The sequence below is a fragment of the Microbulbifer aggregans genome (assembly GCF_001750105.1).
Classification (GTDB): Bacteria; Pseudomonadota; Gammaproteobacteria; order Pseudomonadales; family Cellvibrionaceae; genus Microbulbifer; species Microbulbifer aggregans.
The window spans coordinates 3,686,972-3,709,421 of the sequence record NZ_CP014143.1 but is presented as its reverse complement, the minus strand read 5'-3'; the positions used below and the strand labels follow the sequence as shown (position 1 = coordinate 3,709,421).

16 protein-coding genes are annotated in these 22,450 nt (G+C 57.2%); 5 read left to right on the top strand and 11 right to left on the bottom strand.

Going from position 1 to position 22,450, the window contains the following annotated elements:
• The first annotated feature begins 232 nt into the window (after positions 1-232).
• Positions 233-3,136, top strand: coding sequence for a TonB-dependent receptor (locus AUP74_RS16255; protein WP_069948477.1), 2,904 nt, complete (start codon positions 233-235; stop codon positions 3,134-3,136).
• A 226-nt stretch (positions 3,137-3,362) separates the two neighbouring features.
• Here AUP74_RS16255 and AUP74_RS16250 read toward each other — a convergent pair whose 3' ends face one another.
• From AUP74_RS16250 to AUP74_RS16215, 8 genes are all read right to left on the bottom strand, one after another.
• Positions 3,363-4,079 (bottom strand): NYN domain-containing protein, encoded by a 717-nt coding sequence (locus AUP74_RS16250; RefSeq protein ID WP_069948476.1) that lies wholly within the window; start codon positions 4,077-4,079, stop codon positions 3,363-3,365.
• Between the two features lie 70 nt (positions 4,080-4,149).
• Complete coding sequence (locus tag AUP74_RS16245) at positions 4,150-4,632, bottom strand: YcxB family protein (RefSeq protein ID WP_069948475.1); 483 nt, start codon at positions 4,630-4,632, stop codon at positions 4,150-4,152.
• Positions 4,633-4,753: 121 nt separating this feature from the next.
• Positions 4,754-5,014, bottom strand: a complete 261-nt coding sequence (locus tag AUP74_RS16240) for a hypothetical protein (RefSeq protein ID WP_069948474.1) — start codon at positions 5,012-5,014, stop codon at positions 4,754-4,756.
• A 191-nt stretch (positions 5,015-5,205) separates the two neighbouring features.
• Positions 5,206-6,486 carry a hypothetical protein gene (locus AUP74_RS16235; protein WP_069948473.1) on the bottom strand — a complete coding sequence of 427 codons (1,281 nt, stop codon included), beginning with the start codon at positions 6,484-6,486 and terminating at the stop codon, positions 5,206-5,208.
• A gap of 262 nt (positions 6,487-6,748) precedes the next feature.
• A complete protein-coding gene (locus tag AUP74_RS16230; RefSeq protein WP_069948472.1) occupies positions 6,749-8,017 on the bottom strand; it encodes a ribonucleotide-diphosphate reductase subunit beta in 1,269 nt (422 codons plus the stop codon).
• Between the two features lie 471 nt (positions 8,018-8,488).
• On the bottom strand, positions 8,489-11,428 hold the full coding sequence (locus AUP74_RS16225) for a ribonucleoside-diphosphate reductase subunit alpha (protein WP_145924432.1): 2,940 nt from the start codon (positions 11,426-11,428) through the stop codon (positions 8,489-8,491).
• 721 nt (positions 11,429-12,149) lie between these two features.
• Positions 12,150-13,064 carry an ornithine carbamoyltransferase gene (argF, locus tag AUP74_RS16220; RefSeq protein ID WP_069948471.1) on the bottom strand — a complete coding sequence of 305 codons (915 nt, stop codon included), beginning with the start codon at positions 13,062-13,064 and terminating at the stop codon, positions 12,150-12,152.
• Positions 13,065-13,080: 16 nt separating this feature from the next.
• Entirely contained in the window at positions 13,081-14,265 is a 1,185-nt protein-coding gene (locus tag AUP74_RS16215; protein ID WP_193427344.1) for an aspartate aminotransferase family protein, read from the bottom strand.
• 267 nt (positions 14,266-14,532) lie between these two features.
• Here AUP74_RS16215 and grxD point away from each other — a divergent pair, with 267 nt between their 5' ends.
• Positions 14,533-14,868, top strand: coding sequence for a Grx4 family monothiol glutaredoxin (gene grxD, locus AUP74_RS16210; protein WP_069948470.1), 336 nt, complete (start codon positions 14,533-14,535; stop codon positions 14,866-14,868).
• 107 nt (positions 14,869-14,975) lie between these two features.
• Here the strand turns inward: grxD and bfr are convergent, their stop codons facing one another.
• The 3 genes from bfr to AUP74_RS16195 form a co-directional block, all read right to left on the bottom strand.
• Entirely contained in the window at positions 14,976-15,455 is a 480-nt protein-coding gene (gene bfr / locus AUP74_RS16205) for a bacterioferritin (protein ID WP_069948469.1), read from the bottom strand.
• 291 nt (positions 15,456-15,746) lie between these two features.
• The gene (locus AUP74_RS16200) at positions 15,747-17,072 is read right to left on the bottom strand and encodes a DUF2254 domain-containing protein (RefSeq protein WP_069948468.1); all 1,326 of its coding nucleotides are present in this window, start codon (positions 17,070-17,072) and stop codon (positions 15,747-15,749) included.
• A gap of 186 nt (positions 17,073-17,258) precedes the next feature.
• On the bottom strand, positions 17,259-17,471 hold the full coding sequence (locus tag AUP74_RS16195; RefSeq protein WP_069948467.1) for a bacterioferritin-associated ferredoxin: 213 nt from the start codon (positions 17,469-17,471) through the stop codon (positions 17,259-17,261).
• 415 nt (positions 17,472-17,886) lie between these two features.
• On the opposite strand from AUP74_RS16195, the gene AUP74_RS16190 reads away from it, so the two are divergent.
• From AUP74_RS16190 to htpG, 3 genes are all read left to right on the top strand, one after another.
• The gene (locus AUP74_RS16190; protein ID WP_069948466.1) at positions 17,887-18,489 is read left to right on the top strand and encodes a peroxiredoxin; all 603 of its coding nucleotides are present in this window, start codon (positions 17,887-17,889) and stop codon (positions 18,487-18,489) included.
• Positions 18,490-18,747: 258 nt separating this feature from the next.
• Complete coding sequence (locus AUP74_RS16185) at positions 18,748-19,944, top strand: serine hydrolase domain-containing protein (RefSeq protein ID WP_083261061.1); 1,197 nt, start codon at positions 18,748-18,750, stop codon at positions 19,942-19,944.
• 555 nt (positions 19,945-20,499) lie between these two features.
• Positions 20,500-22,413, top strand: a complete 1,914-nt coding sequence (htpG, locus tag AUP74_RS16180; protein WP_069948465.1) for a molecular chaperone HtpG — start codon at positions 20,500-20,502, stop codon at positions 22,411-22,413.
• The last annotated feature ends 37 nt before the right edge of the window (positions 22,414-22,450 follow it).

Genomic DNA, 22,450 nt, shown 5'->3' with positions numbered 1-22,450 from the left:
GTGCAGTGGAGGAAAATGTTTGCACTCCGGAGGTGCTTGTAATAATCTTTGAATGGAACCGGTTACATCGGTGGGGTAACGAAGCGCCACCAGCTTTTTTAGGGTTGAGCTGTAACCGGTTACATTGCGGGCTTGTCCCGGCTGCAATGATGGCGAGGCGAAGTTTCACTTCGCCCGGGCTGCGCTCGAATGGCGCGCAGTCGCTACACGATAATAATTGAGGGAAAACAAAATGCTGGCAAAACAACTGCCGTTTGCACCTGCGATTCTGGCTACGAGTGTTGCCGCCTATGGCCTGTTGGGCGCTCAGTTTGCGTTCGCACAGGAGGGGGCGGGTCAGATTGAAGAGGTGGTGGTGCAAGGGATTCGCATGTCTCAAGAGACTGCGGTCAACATCAAGCGCAACGCCACTTCCATCGTCGACTCGATTGTGGCGGAAGACATCGGCAAGCTGCCGGATGTGACCATTTCAGACTCGCTGCAGCGTATTACCGGTGTTCAGGTTCGCCGCAGTGCCGGTGAGGGTGGCGCCATCAACGTGCGCGGCATGCCGCAGGTATTGACCACACTCAATGGCGAATCCTATCTGGGTGCCGGCTCTGTAACCACGGTGCAGCCCAACTTTAATGATATTCCTGCACCGCTATTTGCCGGTGCCGACGTGCACAAATCTCCCACCGCCTCAAAACTATCTGGTGGTATCACCGGTATGGTGAACCTGCGCACTCATCGTCCCATGGACTTTGATAGTGGAGTGACCACATCTTTTGCTGCAGAAGGTCAGACCGGTCGCGACTCCGGAGAAACAGACAGCGCAGTTTCGGGACTGTTTGCCTGGAACAATGACAAAGTCGGCGTATTGCTGTCCGCGTCTCTCGCCAACGTAAATCTTGCGAATTACTACAACGGCATGGCCGGTGGTGGTTCCGATGCCGGCTGGTCTGGTATGCCGCCCGAGGCGGGCACCGATGCGGATAACTGGAACTATCAAGGTAATGACATGAATGGCGATGGCGATCTCGATGACCGCTATATTGCCTACCAGGGCCACACGGCCTACAACCAGTTTGCCGAACGCGAGCGCCTGGGCCTCAACGGTTCATTCCAGGCTGATCTCGGCAATGGATTTGACCTGACAGCCGACTTCTTTCTCACGGACATGGATGAAAAAGACCGCCGTGCGGGCATCGCCATCTCCGACAAATGGCAGCAGTGGGGCTGGGCTGCGCCGCTGGTATCCAGTGAGGGTGCTGACGGGATTCAAACTGTACAGGTCTATCAGGCCGACGGCCGCCGTCTGAAATCCTACTCCGAAGTCAAAGGGACCGTTTCCGAGTCCAGCAACATCAATGTTGAACTGAATTACGATAACGGCGGTGCTTTCACCGGCGCTGCCCGCCTGGTGCACGGCCGTGCTGAACAGAACAACCTGAACAGCTACATGGACCTGGATATGGCCGACGGCAGTCAGTGGGGTGTGCAGTTCCCTGTTTACCCGGGTGGCGCCATGGCCAGTAACCCCGATGGCTATTCGGATCCCTTCCAGTCCATTGTGGTGGACTACCGCGGTGATGCTCCGCGCTGGAGCGGCGTTCCGGATCTCGTGAGGAATCTGGATGGCTATGCGGTTGGGGCCCTGTCCTCAGAAAACAACTATGATCGCGAAGGTGAAATGACCGTTGCGCGCTTCGATGGTTCTTTTGACTTTGCCGATGGCGGTCTGGTTCAGTCAGTGGATGGCGGTTTGCGCTATTCCGACCGTGATGCCAAAAATGAGCAGTTCCATCTGCTGGCACCGATTGGCGACAACAACTGCCTGGTGCGCTGGAAAGCGACCGACGTTGTGTTGGGCGGTAGCACTTGCTCCTATGGTGACGGCAGCGGAACCTTCTATACGGCTGGCAACCCGATTGCACTCTCTTCCTTCGGCAGTGATGTGCAGTGGGTGACAGATTTCGGCGGCGCTACGGGTATCCCCGGTGTATATGCGCTGAATCCCGAAGCCATGGACAATGTGCTCGCATTCCACAATTCCCTGTACCCGAACAATCAGCGCGGCATCATCCCCGGCCAGTCATACGCCGTGAACCTGCAGGAAACCTCCGCTTACCTGCAGGCTAATTTCGCTACGGAAATGGGTGTGCCTGTGAGTGGTAACTTTGGTGTGCGCGTGGTACAGACCGATCTGGAAGTCGGCCAGCGGGTAGTTGGCGCTTCGCGGGACTATGGCGCACCGGAAGTGGACGCCGGTGAGTTTGTTTCCAGTCGTTCCTACACCGATGTGCTGCCATCACTGAACCTGGCCTTCGATCTGCGCGACGACCTCAAGCTGCGTGCCGCCTATGCCAAAACCATGTCCCCGCTCAATCTGGAGCAGTGGGGTGGCGGTTTGTCTCCGACCTATGCCATCAACTCCAGCACCGGCGTGTTTGAAGTCATCTCTGCCAACTCCAACGGTAACCCGGAATTGGACCCCTGGCGTGCAGATAACTTCGATCTCTCTCTTGAGTACTACATAGGATCAGGCGTGGTGAGTGCCGGCTTGTTCCTGGTGGATATCGAAAGCTTTATCGAGCGCGGATCTGTGGCAATGGATCTACCGGACCAGGATGGGGTAGTGCGCCGTACCACCGATGTACAGACCAATGTCCAGGGTGATGGCGGCCAATTGTCCGGGCTGGAGCTTTCCGCGAAGCAGGCCTTCGACTTTCTTCCGGGGATTTGGAGTAACTTTGGTGTGGATGTGAATTATACCTACTCGCCAAGTGATTCCGGCAATGTGGATATCGAAGGAAACGACCTTCCGTTTGCAGACAACTCGGAAAAGCTGGCCAACTTCGTAGGCTGGTATGAAGCGGGGCGTCTACAGGCTCGCCTGGCATATAACTATCGCAGCGAGCGGGTGGTGGCGTTCAACCAGGTTTGGGGTACCGAAGGGTTGACGCTGATGCAGGCGCCAACCACCTATGTTGATGCCTCGGTCAGTTACGATGTCAATGACGACTTTACCGTCTATCTCAACGGCTCCAATCTCACAGGAGAAACGGAGGAGTACTACCTCCAGTGGAAAGATCAGAAGGCCTGGCAGAGCGCTTACGAGCCGCGTTACACGTTAGGTGTTCGCGCCAAGTTCTGATCGTTGTGCAAAGAAACTGCTCGCGCTTGAGAGGTCCGAGCAGTTTCCGGGTCCGCGCCTGGCGTGGACTTATCTCTCTTCCTCGAAGTTGTCGAACTCTCGACGTTGGCCTCCGGTTCGCCGGAGGCATTTTTCACGGGATTATTCCAATAAAAATTTAACTAGCCTACCTTTGCTGCTCTCCCCTGTGGTGCCACAACTCTCTTTATGGATCGCGGCGATTAGATCAGCTTTTTTTACTTCTTCTCGTATCCCTGACCAGGTATGACTTGCCCTGGCCACGCTTCAATTCGAAAAGATCAATGGCCCTGAACAGACTGCTCAGATTCTTGAAGCCATAGTTACGGCAGTCGAATGACGTCCGGTTGGAGATGTTGGAGCCGACGGCGCCGAGTTCCGCCCAGCCATCATCGTCCTCAGTGGCTTCAATGGCATGCCGCAGCAGGGTAATCAGCTTGGTGTCCGACTTGATGTTCTTGCGTTTTTCACCATTTCTCTCCTTGACCACTTCTGCTTGGTCGAGGAAGAGGAACTTGGAGCAGGCGTTGACGAAAGGTGAAGGTGTCTTGCGCTCGCCGAATCCCAGAACCACCTTGCCCTCCGCCAGGGCCCTAGTCACCATGGGGGTAAAGTCACAATCCGATGAGATGAAGCACATCACATCGATATCCTTCGTATACATCACATCCATTGCGTCGATCACCAGAGCGATATCGGAGGCGTTCTTGCCCTTGGTCAGGTCATATTGCTGCACCGGCTGGATGGCGTGCTCGTGCAGCAGTTCCTCCCAGGGCCTGAGCGTCGGTGACTTCCAGTTACCATAGGCCTTGCGGATGGTGACCACCCCGTATTTTGCTACCTCGCTCAGTACATCCTCGAATTTTCCGGCCGGCGCATTGTCAGCGTCGATGAAAAGGGCAATCTTCTGTTTGATTTCGTCCATTTTGAATCCATGGATGTATCGAGTTTGGGGGAGTTGTGCGCGAATTCTTCCGGTCTTGCCTGGAGTAGGTTCAAGCTTCTCCATTGGCCTTGGTAATGATCTCGGGCACCAAACCAGCAGGAAACAGTGATTTGGACAAGTACTGCCGGCCGCCGGATTTAGCTACCAGAATCAGTCCCAAATCGGTTTCAATGACGCGCTCTATATCAGACCACAATAGCGCTGTTTGCGTATGGGCGTTCTGGGTCTGGATACCGTCATCATTTACAGTTAAGTTCACTTCGCCGCCGGCACCCTTGCCCCACATCTGCCGTGTCAACCACCAGGCGCGCCGGAATCGAATATGGAGCAGTTCCAGAATCGCTAAAGCGATCAACATGTAACTGGCGACCTTGAGCTGCTCGGTGAACGACAGTAGGCCTGCACCGGCAGCAAACAGTAATAGCGGGAACAAGTAGTTGGGTTTGGCGCCTTTACCGTGGGGTAAAGACTGGTCGAAACACTCGGCAAGGTATTCGCGGGATAGCGTAAATTGGGTGTTAAACGGTTGCACGTGAGTCACGGGTATTTTGGGTTGCCTGTCAGGCCTGAAGTTATACCTTGCCGCAAGGATTGTCGAAAGGTGTTTTGGGCCTTCTCCAACCCTGGCGGGCTGCTTATGCGACTTCGGCAGCTTAAATGCTGAACGGCAAGGTCTCCGTCGGCTCCTGCTGGTCCCAGCCCTCGGTGAGATCAAGGGGCTGGAATGTGGTGTTCTCATCCCGGTGTGCTGTCACATCGCACTGGGCGCGGATATGCACATAGAGATTGTGGCTCCGGGGCTCCGTCTCCAGTCGGTAGATGACGCCAATGGCCGGTTCCAGCAACGGCTTGCGCAGGGCATTGTCCGCATCGACCAAAATGGTGATCTTCTTGTGGTTTTCGAGACCTTTCACTGACTTACCTGCTCTTGTTGTTGCCGTGCTCAATCAGTAACGGCGGCCAGATGATGTCTTGCGCGCCGAAAATTTACTCTGACCCCAATTATTCGGGCAAAATATACTTGCCCACATACATCACATTTAACGTTTTGGCTTATAACCACGAAATCCTCCATGTAAAGTTTTTGATTTGTTAGGCACCTTAATTATGACGCCATCTCCTTCCTGAGCTTATTACCTTCAAACTCTAGCTGTGCTCCCCCACCTGCAGCCTGTATTTTTACTCTTGAAGCAGATCCCAAAATTGCAGAAGCCAATTGGTCACCTGCCTCCATATCAGGAACAGGAGCTTCTCCCTCCCTTTCAAATAGATTTTTGGTGATACTTTCCATCAAAACAGTCGGGATGATTGTTCCTGTCGAAGTATTCCATTCTAGTGCCGTTTCTACCACCCAACTGGCTCTATCGATATCTAGCTGAAAATGTTTGAGGTGAAATTCTGCCTGTGAATGCTGCTCAAACCATCGATTAAGCCACCGAAGATAAAATACTGCTGTACCCACGCCTCCAATAGTTAATCCAAGTTGCTTAATAGCTATAATTACAGTATTGGTAGTGGTTGCCCCCTCTTGGCCTACGTAATCAAATAACTCTATTGCATACCAAATTCCCCCAGCGGCAAAGAGAGCTATTAGAAAAATGCAAAGTACATGAATTGGTGTGCGAAGCTGGTTCGTACCTGAAGTCAATTTGAACTCTGTAGATCTACTCTGAATTATTTCTTGAAGCTCTTTTCTCAAACTGCGGCGAACGTGCGTATTATCACGATCATCGATAGCTTTGATTTTTTTACCAAGCTCATCAGCCTTAGTTTCCAGAATTTCATTTTTTGCCCGATACTCACCTTCCAGCCTTTCTTTTTCTTTTTGAATATTCTGTTCGAGCGAGTTCTGCTTCTCTGAATATTGCCTTTCAAGGTTCTCTCTAAATTCAGAGCTCTTCTGTATCAACTCTTCGTTTAATGTCTCTAAGCGCTCAAGGGTAGAGATGTGCATAGCTTCAAGTTGAGCCTGTGCCTCTGGGTCACCTTTTATACTTTTTGATGAATCGAAAGAGTTGAGCTTCTTATTAAGAAAAGCAACGATGTTAATTTTGTTTTCAACAGAAACCTGATTTTGATTATTTTGACTCAAGAGGATTTCGTCAAAAACCCCAGATTTCTGTTCTGGTGTGTAGCTACCACCTCGATGAAAAGATACCGAGTAGCCTGGTATTGGAAGGCTCATAGTATCAATTATGGATGAGTTTTTAGACAGCAAGGCATCCATTTCAGTCGATGGGGAATTAGGATTGACTGCGCCTATTGAAGCAAAACCGACTGCATTTACGTTAATTTGCGCTACAGAGTATTGAGAGGCAAGATCCTTGAATACCCCCCAAACCTTCTTATCGCTTTGCCTTGGTATTTTTATCCTTTGATTCGACATCGTACTTATTCTCCTGTGTGCCTAACAGTCTATCTAAAAGCCTGTGCGGATATGAGTCTCTAGATGTAGGCACATGAGTTCAGATATGCTCACGCGGCTAATCTAGACGAAAAAAATCAACAGGGTATCTGCGAAGGGCGTCTTTTCTGAAGATAAAAAAAGCGGATGCATCTCACGATACATCCGCTTTCAATACCTCTCTTCCTGTGAGCGACTACTTTGTTGTAGTTGTCCTTGCTTTCTTACTTCTTGGTTGTTCCTGTTACCACTGCAGCGCACCGCCAGTCTGGTATTCGATAACCCGCGTTTCGAAGAAGTTCTTCTCCTTGCGCAGGTCCATGATCTCAGACATCCACGGGAAGGGGTTCTGGGCGCCGGGGAAGTGTTCCTTCAGGCCCAGCTGCGAGAGCCGGCGGTTGGCGATGAAGTGGAGGTATTCCTCCATCATGTTGGCGTTCATGCCCAGTACGCCGCGCGGCATGGTGTCGCGGGCGTAGGCCACTTCCAGCTCCATGCCTTCCAGGATCATCTGGGTCACTTCCTGCTGGAACTCGATGGTCCACAGGTGCGGGTTTTCCAGTTTGATCTGGTTGATGACGTCGATGCCGAAGTTCAGGTGCATGGATTCGTCACGCAGGATGTACTGGAACTGCTCGGCAACGCCAGTCATCTTGTTGCGGCGGCCCATGGACAGGATCTGGGTGAAGCCGCAGTAGAAGAAGATACCTTCGGTGACGGCGTAGAAGGCGATCAGGTTGCGCAGCAGCTCCTGGTCGGATTCCGGGGTGCCGGTCTTGAAAGTCGGGTCGCCGATGGACTGGGTATGCGAGAGGCTCCAGGCGGCTTTCTTGGCGACGCTCGGTACTTCGCGATACATGTTGAACACTTCACCTTCGTCCATGCCCAGGGACTCCACGCAGTACTGGTAGGCGTGGGTGTGGATGGCTTCCTCGAAGGACTGGCGCAGGATGTACTGGCGGCACTCCGGATTGGTGATGTGGCGGTAGATGGCCAGCACCAGGTTGTTCGCCACCAGGGAGTCGGCGGTGGAGAAATAGCCCAGGGAGTATTCCACGATACGACGCTCGTCCTCGGTCAGACCCTCGGGGTCTTTCCACATGGACACGTCTTTGTTCATGTTCACTTCCTGCGGCATCCAGTGGTTGGCACAGCCATCCAGGTATTTCTGCCAGGCCCAGTCGTACTTGAACGGTACCAGCTGGTTCAGGTCAGCGCGGCAGTTGATGATGCGCTTTTCATCCACCTGGATACGGGCAGCGCCCATCTCCAGCTCTTCTAGACCCGGAGCCGGATCCAGATCGGCAATGGCGGCCCGTGCGGCTTCCACGGCGTCGGAGGCCGGTGCGGTGGAAACCGTGGATTGGGCCGCGGGCGACGCCGGAGCGCTGTGGGATTCGTAGGCGGCTCCCGGTTCGGATACTTCTTTTGTCAGCGTTTCCGGCGCCGGTCGCGGTTCGGCGCTTTTCTTCGATTCTTGTGACGGCTGTTCGAATTCGTCCCAGCTAAGCATATTGTTGCCTTCCGTTTTTGAAACGTAAGAACGTTTTGTGCGTTCGAATTTTTTGTCGCTGCTCTTCGTGTACTGTTTGTGTACCTGAGAGCGCGATCCCCGAAATCTCTTTAGGTTTCGATCCAGTCCGCTGGCGCATAGCGCCAGCTTTCCGGTTCCTGTGAGAGGATTCTTTCTCATTTTGGCGCGGTAACTTCTGCGCCAGATCAATTGTGTGTTTTTCTTTTTATTTCTATTTCATTTTTCATGCCGACTCTTAGCCGGCATCTTTGGGGCGCACCCGCACCCCGGTCTTTTCTATTCCCGCCTTCTCTCCCCAGAGAAGAGCGGGGACCGGGGCCGGTGCTAGTGATCCATGCGCTTACAGAGTCAACCGCATGAACCACTTGGTCTTGGCCGCTAAGCGGTCACGACGCTCTCCCCCGAGAGACTTTCTATACCGCCAGCTTTAACAGCCGGCGGTAACTTGCCTTACTGACAGGCTTCGCAGTCCGGATCGTCCAGGGAGCAGGCCTGGGGAACCGGAGCCGCTTGTGGCTCTGCTGCCGGAGCCGGTGCTGCCGCTGCGGCGCTCGCACCGTTGCTGCCACCTGCGCTTACTGCGTTCAGGGTGCCGCCGTTCACGGTGGATTTTTCCGTGGTGGTGGCAGCCAGGGCGCGCAGGTAGTAGGTGGTCTTCAGACCGCGGTACCAGGCCATGCGGTAGGTCAGGTCCAGCTTGCGGCCGTCGGCGCCGGCGATGTACAGGTTCAGGGACTGCGCCTGGTCGATCCACTTCTGGCGACGGCTGGCGGCGTCCACGATCCAGCGCGGCTCCACTTCGAACGCGGTGGCGTACTTGGCTTTCAAGTCGGCCGGTACACGATCGATCTTCTGTACAGAACCCTCGTAGTACTTCAGGTCGTTGACCATCACCTTGTCCCACAGGCCGCGATCCTTCAGGTCGTGGACCAGGTACGGGTTCACCACGGTGAATTCGCCGGACAGGTTCGATTTCACGTACAGGTTCTGGTACGTGGGCTCGATGGACTGGGATACGCCAGTGATGTTGGCGATGGTCGCAGTCGGGGCGATCGCCATCACGTTGGAGTTGCGCATGCCCTGCTTGGAGACTTTCTTGCGCAGGCTGTCCCAGTCCAGCGTGCTGCTGGTGTCCTGCTCGATGAACTGCTCGCCGCGCTGCTCGCTCAGGATCTTGATGCTGTCCAGTGGCAGGATGCCTTTGCTCCACAGGGAGCCGTCGTAGCTCTGGTACTTGCCGCGCTCTGCTGCCAGGTCACTGGAAGCGGAGATGGCCTCAAAGCTGATGGCCTCCATGGAGGTATCGGCGAAGGCAACGGCTTCGTCGCTGGCGTAGGAGATACCGGCCTTGTACAGCGCGTCCTGGAAGCCCATCAGGCCCAGGCCCACCGGGCGGTGACGCATGTTGGAGGCGCGCGCGGTTTCCACGGAGTAGTAGTTGATGTCGATGACGTTATCGAGCATGCGCACCGCGGTCTTCACGGTCTTGGCCAGCTTGGCCTGATCCAGCTTGCCGTCTTCACCGATATGCTGCGCCAGGTTCACGGAACCCAGGTTACACACGGCGATCTCTTCGTTCGCCTTGGTGTTGAGGGTGATCTCGGTGCACAGGTTGGAGCTGTGAACCACACCGGCGTGCTGCTGCGGGCTGCGCAGGTTGCAGCTGTCCTTGAAGGTGATCCAGGGGTGGCCGGTTTCGAACAGCATGCCCAGCATCTTGCGCCACAGGTCTACCGCACGCACTTTCTTGTGCAGCTTCAGCTTGCCTTCGGCGGCCAGCTTCTCGTAGTGCTCGTAGCGCTCTTCAAACGCGGTGCCGAACAGGTCGTGCAGGTCCGGGCAGTTGGCCGGGGAGAACAGGGTCCACTCCTTGTCCTCGAAGACTCGCTTCATGAACAGGTCGGGTACCCAGTTGGCGGTGTTCATGTCGTGGGTACGACGGCGGTCGTCACCGGTGTTCTTGCGCAGCTCGAGGAATTCCTCGATATCCAGGTGCCAGGTTTCCAGGTAGGCACAGACGGCGCCCTTGCGCTTGCCGCCCTGGTTTACCGCTACGGCGGTGTCGTTGGCCACTTTCAGGAACGGTACAACGCCCTGGGACTTGCCGTTGGTGCCCTTGATGTAGGAACCCAGGCTGCGCACCGGCGTCCAGTCGTTACCCAGGCCACCGGCCCACTTGGACAGCATGGCGTTGTCCTGGATTGCGCCGTAAATGCCGTGCAGGTCGTCCGGTACTGTGGTCAGGTAGCAGGAGGACAGCTGCGGGCGCAGGGTGCCGGCGTTGAACAGGGTCGGCGTGGAGCTCATGTAGTCGAAGGAGCTCAGCAGGTTGTAGAACTCGATCGCGCGCGCGTTCTTGTCTTCTTCATTGATGGCGAGGCCCATGGCGACGCGCATGAAGAAGATCTGCGGCAGCTCGAAACGGATGTCGTTGCTGTGCAGGAAGTAGCGGTCGTACAGGGTCTGCAGGCCCAGGTAGCTGAACTGGTGATCGCGCTCGCCCTTGATGGACGCGCCCAGTTTCTCCAGGTCAAAGGTGGCCAGTGCCGGGTCGAGCAGTTCCAGCTCGATACCCTTTTCCACGTACGCGGGCAGGGTGGCGGCGTAAAGCTCGGCCATCTCGTGGGCGGTAGCGCGCTCGGCCACGCCGAGGAAACGCAGTGCCTCGGAACGCAGCTTGTCCAGCAGCAGGCTGGCGGTGGCGTACGTGTAGTTGGGTTCACGCTCCACCAGGGTGCGGGCGGTGATCACCAGTGCGGTGTTGATGTCGTTTTCGGAAACGCCGTCGTAGAGGTTCTTCAGCGCCTCGCTGAGGATGGCTTCGCCGTCCACGTCTTTCAGGCCTTCACAGGCTTCGCTGACGATGGTGCGCAGGCGCTCCATGTCCAGCGGGATCAGGGTGCCGTCTTCCAGCTTTACGCGGATGCTCGGATGGGCATCGGCAGGCGCGGTAGCGGCTTGCTTCTGCTGTTCTTTCTCGGCGCGCAGGCGGGCGTGCTCTTCACGGTAGAGAACGTAGTCGCGGGCGATCTTGTGCTCACCGGAACGCATCAGGGCCAGTTCCACCTGGTCCTGGATTTCCTCAATGTGGATAGTGCCACCGGAGGGCATACGGCGCTTGAAGGTGGCAGAGATCTGGCCCACCAGCTCCCGCACCTGGTCGTGGATACGGCTGGAAGCCGCGGCAGTGCCGCCCTCGACGGCGAGAAACGCCTTGGTGACAGCAACGGAGATTTTGCTGTCGTCGTAGGGGACCACGGTGCCGTTGCGCTTGATAACGCGAATCTGGCCCGGTGCTGTGGCAGCCAATGAAGTGCTGCCGGCCTGTTCCTTGGTAGTGCCCGGCTTTTCCGAAGGCACGGACTGAGAGCGCCCTGTCTCTGTGTGCATGAAGATCTCCGCAAGAAAGAGTTGTACTGTTTTTTGTTCCGCTGCTGCCCCGTAGGACAGCGCCCCCGAACGGCGGCCTTGTGATTGCGGCACGGGTCCGTCGTTTTGCAGTGGTACCGCGGTGGTGCCGGATGCCACTGGTATTACAGGCCGCTTGATGGCCGGATTTCCCCCCGAAGGTCTACCGGCCTGTGCCTGCGGCGGACAATCCTTTCCGCCTGTTTACCTCTGAAATCGCTTGGATAAGCTGCGTCTGAATGTTGGCGTCCACTGCCGGGTAAAAACCCGAGACGTTGCAGTGCGCCGGAGCTGGATTGCGTGCCACCTGCGTTGGGGCGGTATCCGGCTCTCACCCCAATATATTGGGGTAGCTGCTCGACTGGGCAACAAGATAATGCGGTGAGGGGTCTAATTCAAGGCGGATAAGTCTGTGGTTTTTTGTGGATAACTTGTGGGGATTTGGTGAACGTCAGTAGTTACTCGGGCGCCAGCGCCCGCCATTACTGGGGGTGGTTAAACCCTGTACAGCCCATCCACAGGGGGCCGAGATTCTAAGAATTTTTTTTAATAATCGAGGCCCCTTAAATTAACCAGAGCAATAACAATTTTGCACTGTACAGTCTTTGTGCAGAGGGGCGATAAAATGGCGCCAAAGGACCAATAAAAAATGCGCGCTGCTCGTTTTTTGAGCGGCGCGCATTCCATCGGTCTGGTCAAAAAATCAGCGGCTGTTTTCCTGCAGAAACTCCATCAGCGCCTTCTGCGCGTGCAGGCGGTTTTCCGCCTCATCCCACACCACAGAGATACTTTCGTCCTCCAGTAGCTCGCCGCTCACTTCTTCACCGCGGTGGGCGGGCAGGCAGTGCATGAAGACGGCGCGTTCATTGGCGTGGCTCATCAACTCGTGGTCCACCAGGAAGCCTTCGAAGGCCTTCAGGCGCACCGCCTGTTCTGTCTCCTGGCCCATGGAGGCCCAGACATCGGTCGCCACCCAGTCAGCGCCGCGTACGGCATCCACCGGCTTGCGCACGATGGTGACCCGGTCACCGGCGGCGGCGAGGACGGCCTCGTCCGGTTCGTAGCCCTCGGGGCAGGCGATGCGCAGTTCAAAGTCGCACTGGCGGGCGGCGTTGATGTAGGAGTTGCACATGTTGTTGCCGTCGCCCACCCAGGCCACCACCTTGCCGGTGGGACTGCCGCGATGCTCCACGTAGGTCTGGATGTCCGCCAGCAGCTGGCAGGGGTGGAAGCTGTCGGATAGGGCGTTGATCACCGGTACCTTTGAGTAGGCAGCGAAGCGCTCCAGCACGTTGTGGCCGAAGGTACGGATCATCACCATGTCGACCATGCGGGAGATCACCCGGGCGCTGTCCTCGATGGGTTCACCGCGGCCCAGCTGGGTATCGCGGGGGGAGAGGAACAGCGCGCTGCCGCCCATCTGCGCCATGCCGGCTTCGAAGGAAACCCGGGTACGGGTGGAGGACTTCTCGAAGATCATGCCCAGCACCTTGTCGCGGAAGGGCTCGGTGGCAATCCCCTGATTGCGCAGCGCCTTGAGTTCGATGGCGCGCTCAATGACGCTGTTGATTTCCTCTCTGGACAGGTCCATCAGGCTGAGAAAATGTCTTATGGCCATGGTGTTTCCCCTTGATTCAGGCCGCTTCCCGGGCAAATTGTTGTATCAGTGCGGAGACCGTCGCGACAGTCTCCACGCTCTCTTGGTCGGTCATTGTCAGCGGCGGCAGCAGGCGTACTACGTTGCCGGCCGTGACGTTGATCAGCAGGCCCTCTTGCCTGGCCCACTCCACCAGCTCCCCGCAGGGACGGTCGAGCTCGATGCCGATCAGCAGGCCGAGCCCGCGGATCTCTTTTACCGCGTTGCAGTCGGCCAGTGCTTCGCGCAACTCTACCAGCAGTTGCTCGCCGAGTGTGGCCGCGCGCTCGATCAGCTTTTCATTTGTTAGGGTTTCCAGCACCGCGAGGCCGGCACGACAGGCGAGCGGATTACCGCCAAAAGTGGAGCCGTGGGTGCCGGCGGTAAACAGCTGCGCGGCCTGGCCCCGAGCCAGGCAGGCGCCGATGGGCACGCCGTTACCGAGCCCCTTGGCGGTGGTCACCACATCCGGCAGCGCGTCGCCGTGCTGGTAGGCAAACAGTTTGCCGGTGCGGCCGTTGCCGGTCTGGATTTCGTCCAGCATCAGCAACCAGTCCTGTGCGTCACAGATCTTTCGCAGCTGGCTGAGGTAGTCAGGCGCGGGCACGCGGATACCGCCCTCGCCCTGCACCGGTTCCACCAGGATAGCGACGATATCGTCGTGGGCCGCGGCCATTTCCTCCACGGCGTTGACATCGTCGAACGGTATGCGCAGGAATCCCTCGGGCAGCGGTGCAAAGCCCGCCTGGACCTTTTCGTTGCCGGTGGCGGTGAGGGTGGCGAGGGTGCGGCCGTGGAAGGCGCCCTGCATTACCAGGATTTTGGGTACAGCCAGGCCGCGCTCGTTGCCGAGTCGGCGGGCCAGTTTGATGGCCGCCTCGTTGGCCTCGGCGCCGGAGTTGGAAAAGAACACATTGTCCATGCCGGACAGCGACACCAGCTTTTCCGCCAGCTGTTCCTGCGCCGGGATGTTGTAGAGGTTGGAGACGTGCAGCAGGGCGCCCGCCTGCTCCTGAATGGCGGCGGTCACGGCCGGGTGGCAGTGGCCGAGGCCGCAGACGGCGATGCCCGAGAGGGCATCCAGGTATCGTCGGCCGGAGTCATCCCACACATAGCTGCCTTCGCCCCGGACCAGGGTCAGGGTCCTCTCGCCATAGTTGTGCATCAGTGCGGGTGTGGCCACGGTACGTCTCCTCTATCTATAAGAACGGGCCTGAATCGCCGGATCCGCAGAAAGTGCGGAATTTGTGCTGGTGACCAGCAGTTTCCCCGGGAAAGCCGGCAATACTAGCACAAGGTCGTAGTCGGGCCAGCGGTCGCCGGTGGAAAAAAGCCAGCTTTCGTACCTCGTTGCACACTAGGGTACAATGCCGGCCTGCGCGCGACTGCCCAGCGCCGGTGCCGCGCCCAACAGATCAAACGGACCCATTACCCGAGGTTAGTCTTCCCTATGGATACACTGGAAAACATCAAGCAGCAGATCGCCGATAACGCCATCCTGCTTTATATGAAGGGCAGTCCCAACGCGCCCCAGTGCGGCTTTTCCATGCGCGCCTCCCAGGCATTGATGGCCTGCGGCAAGCGCTTCGCCTACGTGGATGTGCTGTCCAACCCGGATATCCGCAGCGAGCTGCCCAAATACGCCAACTGGCCGACTTTCCCTCAGCTGTGGGTAAAAGGTGAGCTGGTCGGTGGCTGTGACATCATTATGGAGATGTACGAGAACGGCGAGCTGAAGACCCTTGTAGACGAGGCTGCTGCCGAGAGCGAGGGCGACGCCGAGTAACGTAAGGCGTCGAATCCCGGAACGAAAAAAACCGCGGTCTTGCCGCGGTTTTTTTTGTGGCCGGAATCCGCTGTATTCGGCGGCTCCGGCATTGTGGAAAAGCGCTATCAGCCGGAGGCCTTTTCCATCTGTGTCTGCTGGTAGTTCTGCAGGCCGACCTTGTCGATCAGGCTCAGCTGGGTTTCCAGCCAGTCCACGTGCTCCTCCTCGGATTCGAGGATTTTTTCCAGCAGGTCACGGCTGCCGTAGTCGCGGATGGATTCGCAGTAAGCGATGCCATCGCGCAGGTCGGGAATGGCTCTGGTTTCCAGCTTCAGGTCACACTCGAGCATTTCCTGGGTGTTCTCACCGATGTAGAGCTTGCCCAGGTGCTGCAGGTTGGGGATGCCTTCCAGGAAAAGAATACGTTCGATCAGCCAGTCGGCGTGCTTCATCTCATCGATGGATTCTTCGTATTCCTTGTCCGCGAGCTCCTTCAGGCCCCAGTCCTTGAACATGCGCGAGTGCAGGAAATACTGGTTGATGGCCACCAGCTCGTTGCCAAGCGCTTTATTCAGGTGTTCGATGACTTTGGGATCGCCTTTCATAGCCGTTGCTCCTTTGGCCCCGGGAGAACCTGCGGTGGTTACTCCGGAATTGTTCTTTGCTTCTGTTTTTGAGTTGCGCTCAACTGCTCCTGAAATAATAGGGCCCGAGTCGCTATGACGGTCGAGTTTGCGGTGGAGATCAGGGCAAGTCAAGTTCCGATGGCCGTTGAAATTTCGCGATGAAATCGCAGTTTTTTACGGGAATTTTGCCGTTAAAAACAACGAGAATGATTGCCGTTTAGATTGGTTCCGAAGTCCGGTGTGCCGAGAGGTGAGGAAATGGTGAAGGCCCTAATGGCGGGAGAGAAGGTGACGGATCGCCGTGATTTTCTCTTCTGCGGCGGTGCGATCGAATTTGTCCTCGACGCAGATTGCCACGTCCTCTTGCAGTCGGTCGAGATAGGCATTGAAAGCGCGGATGTCGTTTTTGCGTGTGCAGATTTCGGCCAGATCCCGTAGTGCGTTCAACAGGTGGCGCATGACGACGCCGCTCTCGCGGCCATACTCGCGGATCTCATCGAAGGCGGCATCGAGCAGATCGGCAAAGTCGAGCACAGTGGTGACCAGGCGCAGCTCTCCCTTTTCATCGTGGAAGCAGTTGGGCAGTTCCGGCCGCTGCAACACCTTGCCGATGCCATCGATGAGCCGGTCGATACAGGAGTAGGCGGTAAACGGGTCGTTGATACCGGGCGAGAGTGCGCGTACAGCAATCTGCGCCAGTTGGTGGATGGAAAACACCACATCCTGTTCGGCCGTGGGTAGGGCACCCACACTCATGGCAGCGTTGATGGTGTCGGTAATTTTCTCGCTGTCGAGCTGCCGCGGCGGCTCATAAATGCGCGCGACCCGGGACCAGTGATTGATGAAGCTGCCGGGGTGCCAGTCCAGGCGAATACAGCAATTGTGCTTCTCGGCCCAGGCCACCAGTGCGGGCTTGTCGATCGCGAGCAGGTAGCCGCTCTCCTGTGCAAAGATACTGAGATAGTTTTCGCCCAGATTCAGCTGCTCCGGCGGAAAGCACTGCACGCGTTTGTCGTATTTGCGTTCGCTGGGATAGTGCTGATCGATGGCTGCACTGAACTCCCTGTTGATATGGAAAGTGACATTGTCCACCTGGATGGAAAGCGCGACGTTGTGAATGAAGTAGACCAGGAAGGCGATGCTGAGCACCGATAACACCACGGCGGTATGTACGGAAAGATCGTGACTCGCCGCCGGGTCATCCACGGCGTTGATACCGCGCAGCACCATCAATGCATAGATAAAAGTGGCCAGAAATATGCCGAGGGCGATCTGGGTACCGCGGTCGCGCATGAAGTTGCGTACCAGCCGAGGGCCGAACTGGTTGGAGGCGAGGCTCAGTGCCACCATTGTGATGGAAAACACTGTACCCGCCACGGTAATGGTGGAGGCGGCGATAGTGGTTAGCAGGGAACGGGCGCTGTCCGGGTCTTTGAGGCCCATCCAGCTGAGGCCCGGCAGGGTACTGAGTGTCGTGACCTCGTCGAGAAACAACATCAGCTGTGCCAGTCCCATGGCAAGCGCCATCATCAGGGCTGGAATCATCCAGAAGCTGCTGCGCAAACGCTCGCCGATAAGGATTAGCTTTTGATGCATGAGCGCCCTCGAAAGTTACCGATCCGCGGCTGTCCGCGTCACAGTGGCCCGCAGCAGCGGACAGTTCAGGGCTTAAAGATAGGTCAGGGCGGGGGGCTTTGCGTGCCGGCGGCGTCGGGAAGATGAAGGAAGTGTTGGGCTGGCGGTAGAGGCTTGGCGCCGGGGAGCCCGGCACCGGGTGCGGAATCAGGACGCGGAATAGAAGAGGCCGTTGTTGGCTGCGGTCATGACGCCGGCACCCATGGTCTCGTCGATGATTTCCTGAGTCAGCTCGGCACAGCGACCACACTGAGAGGAGACACCCAGCTGACGGCGCAGGGCACGTACTGAGGTAGTGCCGTCGTAGACAGCTTCCTTGATCTGGCGGTCGGTAATGCCTTTACAGATACAGACGTACATCTCTTCTAAACCTTGGCGCTGAATTGCCTGATAAATGACTTGTATAGATCGTATTGAAATTGAGAATGATTGTCAACAAGATTCAGTGCGTATATTTTTCAGTCTAGGCGGGCAAATATCGACCTGCAGGTCACGAATGCTGTGGTTTGCGATGGGGTGGAAAGGCACTGAGGAATCGGGGCCGGGCTGCCGAGGCGGCCACCCGGGAAGAATTGTGTTAAATAGGGCGGCAAGCGCTGGCAGATAACGATGATCCGGCGCTATAAGTCCGATATAAAAATTTAATGGGACTCGCCAGACCGCGTGTGTATCATAGCGGACCACTATTGCACCTGATTTTGTTCATAGCGATTGTATATAAATTGATCGCTATGGCATCTGTTTGACTAACCATCATTGGAACGAGGAGGTTCTCATGGCAGTTCTGGTAGGTAAGCCGGCTCCGGACTTCACCGCTGCAGCGGTACTGGGCAACGGCGAGATCGTTGAAAACTTCAACCTGAAAGAAGCCATCAAAGGCAAGAAAGCGGTTATTTTCTTCTACCCGCTGGACTTCACCTTTGTGTGCCCGTCCGAGCTGATCGCTTTTGACCACCGTTTTGAAGAGTTCAAGAAGCGTGGCGTTGAGGTGATCGGTGTATCCATCGACTCCCAGTTCTCTCACAACGCCTGGCGTAACACCCCGGTGAACGAGGGCGGCATCGGTCCGGTTAAGTACTCTCTGGTTGCCGACGTGAAGCACGAAATCTGCCAGGCCTACGACGTAGAGTCCGAGGGTGGTGTTGCTTTCCGTGGTTCCTTCCTCATCGACGAAGAAGGCGTTGTACGTCACCAGGTTGTTAACGACCTGCCGCTGGGCCGTAACGTTGACGAGATGCTGCGCATGGTTGACGCGCTGGCGTTCCACCAGGAGCACGGCGAAGTTTGCCCGGCTGGCTGGCAGGAAGGTGACAAGGGCATGAACGCTTCCCCGGAAGGCGTTGCTGCTTACCTGAGCGAGCACTCCGAGAAGCTGTAAGCTGTCTGCGACTGCCTGGTCGCAACGGTGGCGGGGGGCTTAGTCCCCCGCAATCAGCAGAAACCGCCGCAAGGCGGTTTTTTTATGCCTGACTTTTGCGTTCGGCGACAGGGCGTCCGGTCGCGCAGCGGCCGTGCGCTGGCGTGATTTTGCACTTACAATGGTCAGCTGTGACGCTGCGGGTTGCGGGAGAATTATTCGGCGGCCTGCTAGTCTTAGTACAACACAGTGTGTTGCCGCGGCGGCGCGAAGTACGGCATGAAGACTTTAACTTTTCTTACCCTAATCGCGAGCGGACGCCAGAGAGGCGCCCGGTATTGCACCCTTTTGCTGGCGCTTTTCTGTGTCTGGACGCCCGTACGGGCGGCGGATGTGCAGGCGAAGGCCAAGCAGTTCGATCGCTATTTCCGCCAGTTGATGAAGGAAAAGGAGATTCCGGGCGGCGCCTACGTGATAGTCGATGGTGACCAGGTGGTGGCCATGGATACCTACGGGGTCCGGGTCAGGGGCAAGAAGGGCAAGGTGGACTCGCACACCGTGTTTCGCCTGGCTTCGGTGTCCAAGACCTTTGCCGGCAGCATGGCCGCGGTGCTCGCCCACGAGGAGAAATTCGACTGGCGTGACCGGGTTGTCAATTACGTTCCCGATCTCCGTTTCAAGACGCCCTCATTGTCGCGCGAGCTGAAGGTGGAGCACCTGCTCAGTCATTCCTCGGGCCTGACTCCCAATGCCTACGACAACTACCTGGAAGACGATAAGCCGCTCAGCAAAATCCTGCCCAAGTTCGCGAATATCGATCCCCGCTGCAAGCCGGGCAAGTGTTACGGCTACCAGAATGTGCTGTTCAGCCTGATTGAGGATGTCATTCTCAAGGCAACTGGGGTGAGCTATGAGCGCCAGCTGAAGGAGCGCTTCTTTACACCGCTGAAGATGGGCGATGCCTCCCTGGGTTGGGAAAGCTTCATGGCGTCGGACAACCGCGCTGCCCCCCACGTGCAGACCGGGCGTGGCTGGCGAGCCGTCAAAGTGGAGCGGGAATACTACTTCGCCGCGCCGGCTGCCGGTGTGAACGCCAGTATTTCCGATATGGCGCAGTGGCTGAAAGCGCAGATGGGTTACTACCCGAAGGTACTGTCGCCCGAAGTGATCCAGGACATCACCACCGAGCGTGTGTCCACCCAGCGCCATATGCGTCACCGGATCTGGCGTGACCATCTGTCCCATGCTGGTTACGGTCTCGGCTGGCGGCTCTACACCATGGGTGATGACCGCATCATCTACCACGGTGGCTGGGTCGCGGGTTTCCGTGCTGCCGTCGCCTACTCCGAGAAGCAGAAGGTGGGCATCGCCATCCTGATGAATGCGGAATCCCGCGTGATCGCCGATCTGACTGCCAACTTCGTGATCGATATCACCGGCAATGGCAAGCTGGCCACGGCGATGGCCAATAAATAAGTTCCGCCACCGACAGCCGGTCTTCTTATTGAGTCGCTGCGCGGTTTCTCAGGCTTGCGCTTTTCTTCTAGTGGTTCCTCTCGATCCGGGACTTCCCAGCCTCAGGACACCGTCAGTGGCGGTGAGGCGCCCGGTGCACACTTTCGAAAACGCATGAACCTCCCTGTAGCTCCGTCCGCACCGTCCATGGTGCGGACGGTTTCGCAAGTGTGCACCGGGTATCTCTCCTTAGCATCCGAGTTTGTCGCTTTCCCTAATTTTGCTTATCGAAACGTTTCGCTCGTGGTGCGTGACCACTGAAGTGAAAGCGGAAGGGGAGGTGTCGGGTGGAGAAATTCGAAACTGCCGATGCCAGGGACGGCATCGACAGAGCTACAGGGATGTATTCATGCGGTTTCGCATTCCTCCGCCCGGCATCTCGCCGCCCCCGGGAGGAGTGTGCGGGCCCATGTGTGCCCCCTGAGGGGCGGGCAGGCTTGGATACCCCTTGAAACCCCGCCTGCGGCCCCTATATCTGCTCCCTGTTCCGAATGAAGTGTACGGGGAGACCAAATTATGACCGTTGAGGCCCACAAAGAGAGCCACGGTTTCCAGACGGAAGCCAAGCAGCTGCTGCACCTGATGATCCACTCGCTCTACTCCAACAAGGAGATCTTCCTGCGCGAGCTGGTATCCAACGCCTCCGACGCCGCTGACAAGCTGCGCTTCGAGGCGCTCTCCAAGCCCGAGTTGCTGGAAGAAGACCCGGACCTGCGCATCCGTATCGAGTTTGATAAGGACGAGGGCAGCATCAGCATCACCGACAATGGCATCGGTATGAGCCGCGATGAGGTGATCGAGAACCTGGGTACCATCGCCCGTTCCGGCACTGCGAACTTTATGCAGAACCTGACCGGCGACCAGAAGAAGGATGCACACCTGATCGGCCAGTTCGGGGTCGGCTTCTACTCTGCATTTATCGTCGCCGACCGGGTTGAGGTATTTACCCGCCGCGCTGGCGCCGACGCCGACCAGGGCGTGCACTGGGAGTGCAGTGGTGAAGCTGAGTACACCATTGAGAATGTCGAGTGGCCCCAGCGTGGTACCCGCGTGGTACTGCACCTGAAAGACGACGCGAAAGAGTTCGCCGACGGCTGGCGTCTGCGCTCCATCATCAAGAAGTACTCCGACCATATCGCACTGCCGGTGGAGATGCTGAAGGAAGAAGCTCCGGCGGCAGAGGGTGAGGAGAAAGAAGACAAGGCGCCGGAATTCGAGGCAGTCAACGCTGCCCAGGCCCTGTGGACCCGCTCCCGCAGCGACATCAAGTCCGAGGAGTACAAGGAGTTCTACAAGCACATTTCCCACGACTTCGACGATCCGCTCACCTGGAGCCACAACCGTGTCGAGGGCAAGCTGGATTACACCAGTCTGCTGTACATCCCCGGCCGTGCGCCGTTCGACCTTTACCAGCGCGATGCCGCCCGCGGCCTGAAGCTGTATGTGCAGCGTACCTTCATCATGGACGACGCCGAGCAGTTCCTGCCGCTGTACCTGCGCTTCGTCAAAGGCGTACTGGACTCCAACGATCTGCCGCTGAACGTCTCCCGTGAGATCCTGCAAAAAGACCGCAATACCGACGCCATAAAGAGCGCGTTGACCAAACGCGTGCTGGATATGCTGGGCAAACTGGCGGGCAAAGACGCGGATCAGTACCAGAAGTTCTGGGATCTGTTTGGCAACGTAATGAAAGAGGGGCCGGCAGAAGACTTCGCCAACAAGGAGAAGATTGCCAAGCTGCTGCGCTTCTCTTCTACCCACACCGACGAGCCGAAGCAGGACCAGTCCCTCGAGGACTACGTAGGCCGCATGCAGGAAGGGCAGAAGTACATCTACTACGTCTGCGCCGACAACTTTGCCACTGCCAAATCCAGCCCCTATCTGGAAGTGTTCCGCAAGAAAGGCATCGAGGTACTGTTGCTCACCGACCAGATCGATGAGTGGTTCGTAGGCCATATGCACGAGTTCGACGGCAAGCCGTTCCAGGATGTGGCCAAGGGCGCCCTGGATCTGGGTGAAGCGGAGAGCGAGGAAGACAAGGCCGAGCGCGAGAAGGTCGAGGAGCAGGCCGGCGCGCTGGTAGAGCGGGTCAAGGAAGTGCTGCAGAATCGCGTCGAGGATGTGCGTGCCACCACCCGTCTGGTGGATTCTCCCGCATGTCTGGTGGTCAGTGAGCAGGATATGGGCCCGCAGATGCGCCGCATTCTGGAGCAGGCCGGTCAGGCGCTGCCGGAAGCCAAGCCGATCTTTGAGGTCAACCCGTCTCACCCGCTGGTGCAGCGACTGGACCAGGAGCAGGATGAGGACCGCTTTGCGGACCTCACCAACATCCTGATGGACCAGGCCAACCTGGCGGCGGGCAACCAGCTCGCCGATCCGGCGGACTATGTGCGACGTCTGAACACCCTGCTACTGGAGCTGAACGGCTAAGTCGTAGCCGTGGAACGGAAGGGCGGCCCAGTGCCGC

Bases quoted from the DNA above. Each gene is read 5' to 3' on its own strand.
- grxD (WP_069948470.1), top strand. From the start codon at position 14,533: ATGGATACACTGGAAAACATCAAGCAGCAGATCGCCGATAACGCCATC.
- AUP74_RS16200 (WP_069948468.1), bottom strand. From the start codon at position 17,072: ATGCATCAAAAGCTAATCCTTATCGGCGAGCGTTTGCGCAGCAGCTTC.
- AUP74_RS16255 (WP_069948477.1), top strand. From the start codon at position 233: ATGCTGGCAAAACAACTGCCGTTTGCACCTGCGATTCTGGCTACGAGT.
- AUP74_RS16235 (WP_069948473.1), bottom strand. From the start codon at position 6,486: ATGTCGAATCAAAGGATAAAAATACCAAGGCAAAGCGATAAGAAGGTT.
- AUP74_RS16225 (WP_145924432.1), bottom strand. From the start codon at position 11,428: ATGCACACAGAGACAGGGCGCTCTCAGTCCGTGCCTTCGGAAAAGCCG.
- AUP74_RS16250 (WP_069948476.1), bottom strand. From the start codon at position 4,079: ATGGACGAAATCAAACAGAAGATTGCCCTTTTCATCGACGCTGACAAT.
- argF (WP_069948471.1), bottom strand. From the start codon at position 13,064: ATGGCCATAAGACATTTTCTCAGCCTGATGGACCTGTCCAGAGAGGAA.
- bfr (WP_069948469.1), bottom strand. From the start codon at position 15,455: ATGAAAGGCGATCCCAAAGTCATCGAACACCTGAATAAAGCGCTTGGC.
- htpG (WP_069948465.1), top strand. From the start codon at position 20,500: ATGACCGTTGAGGCCCACAAAGAGAGCCACGGTTTCCAGACGGAAGCC.
- AUP74_RS16195 (WP_069948467.1), bottom strand. From the start codon at position 17,471: ATGTACGTCTGTATCTGTAAAGGCATTACCGACCGCCAGATCAAGGAA.
- AUP74_RS16190 (WP_069948466.1), top strand. From the start codon at position 17,887: ATGGCAGTTCTGGTAGGTAAGCCGGCTCCGGACTTCACCGCTGCAGCG.
- AUP74_RS16230 (WP_069948472.1), bottom strand. From the start codon at position 8,017: ATGCTTAGCTGGGACGAATTCGAACAGCCGTCACAAGAATCGAAGAAA.
- AUP74_RS16185 (WP_083261061.1), top strand. From the start codon at position 18,748: ATGAAGACTTTAACTTTTCTTACCCTAATCGCGAGCGGACGCCAGAGA.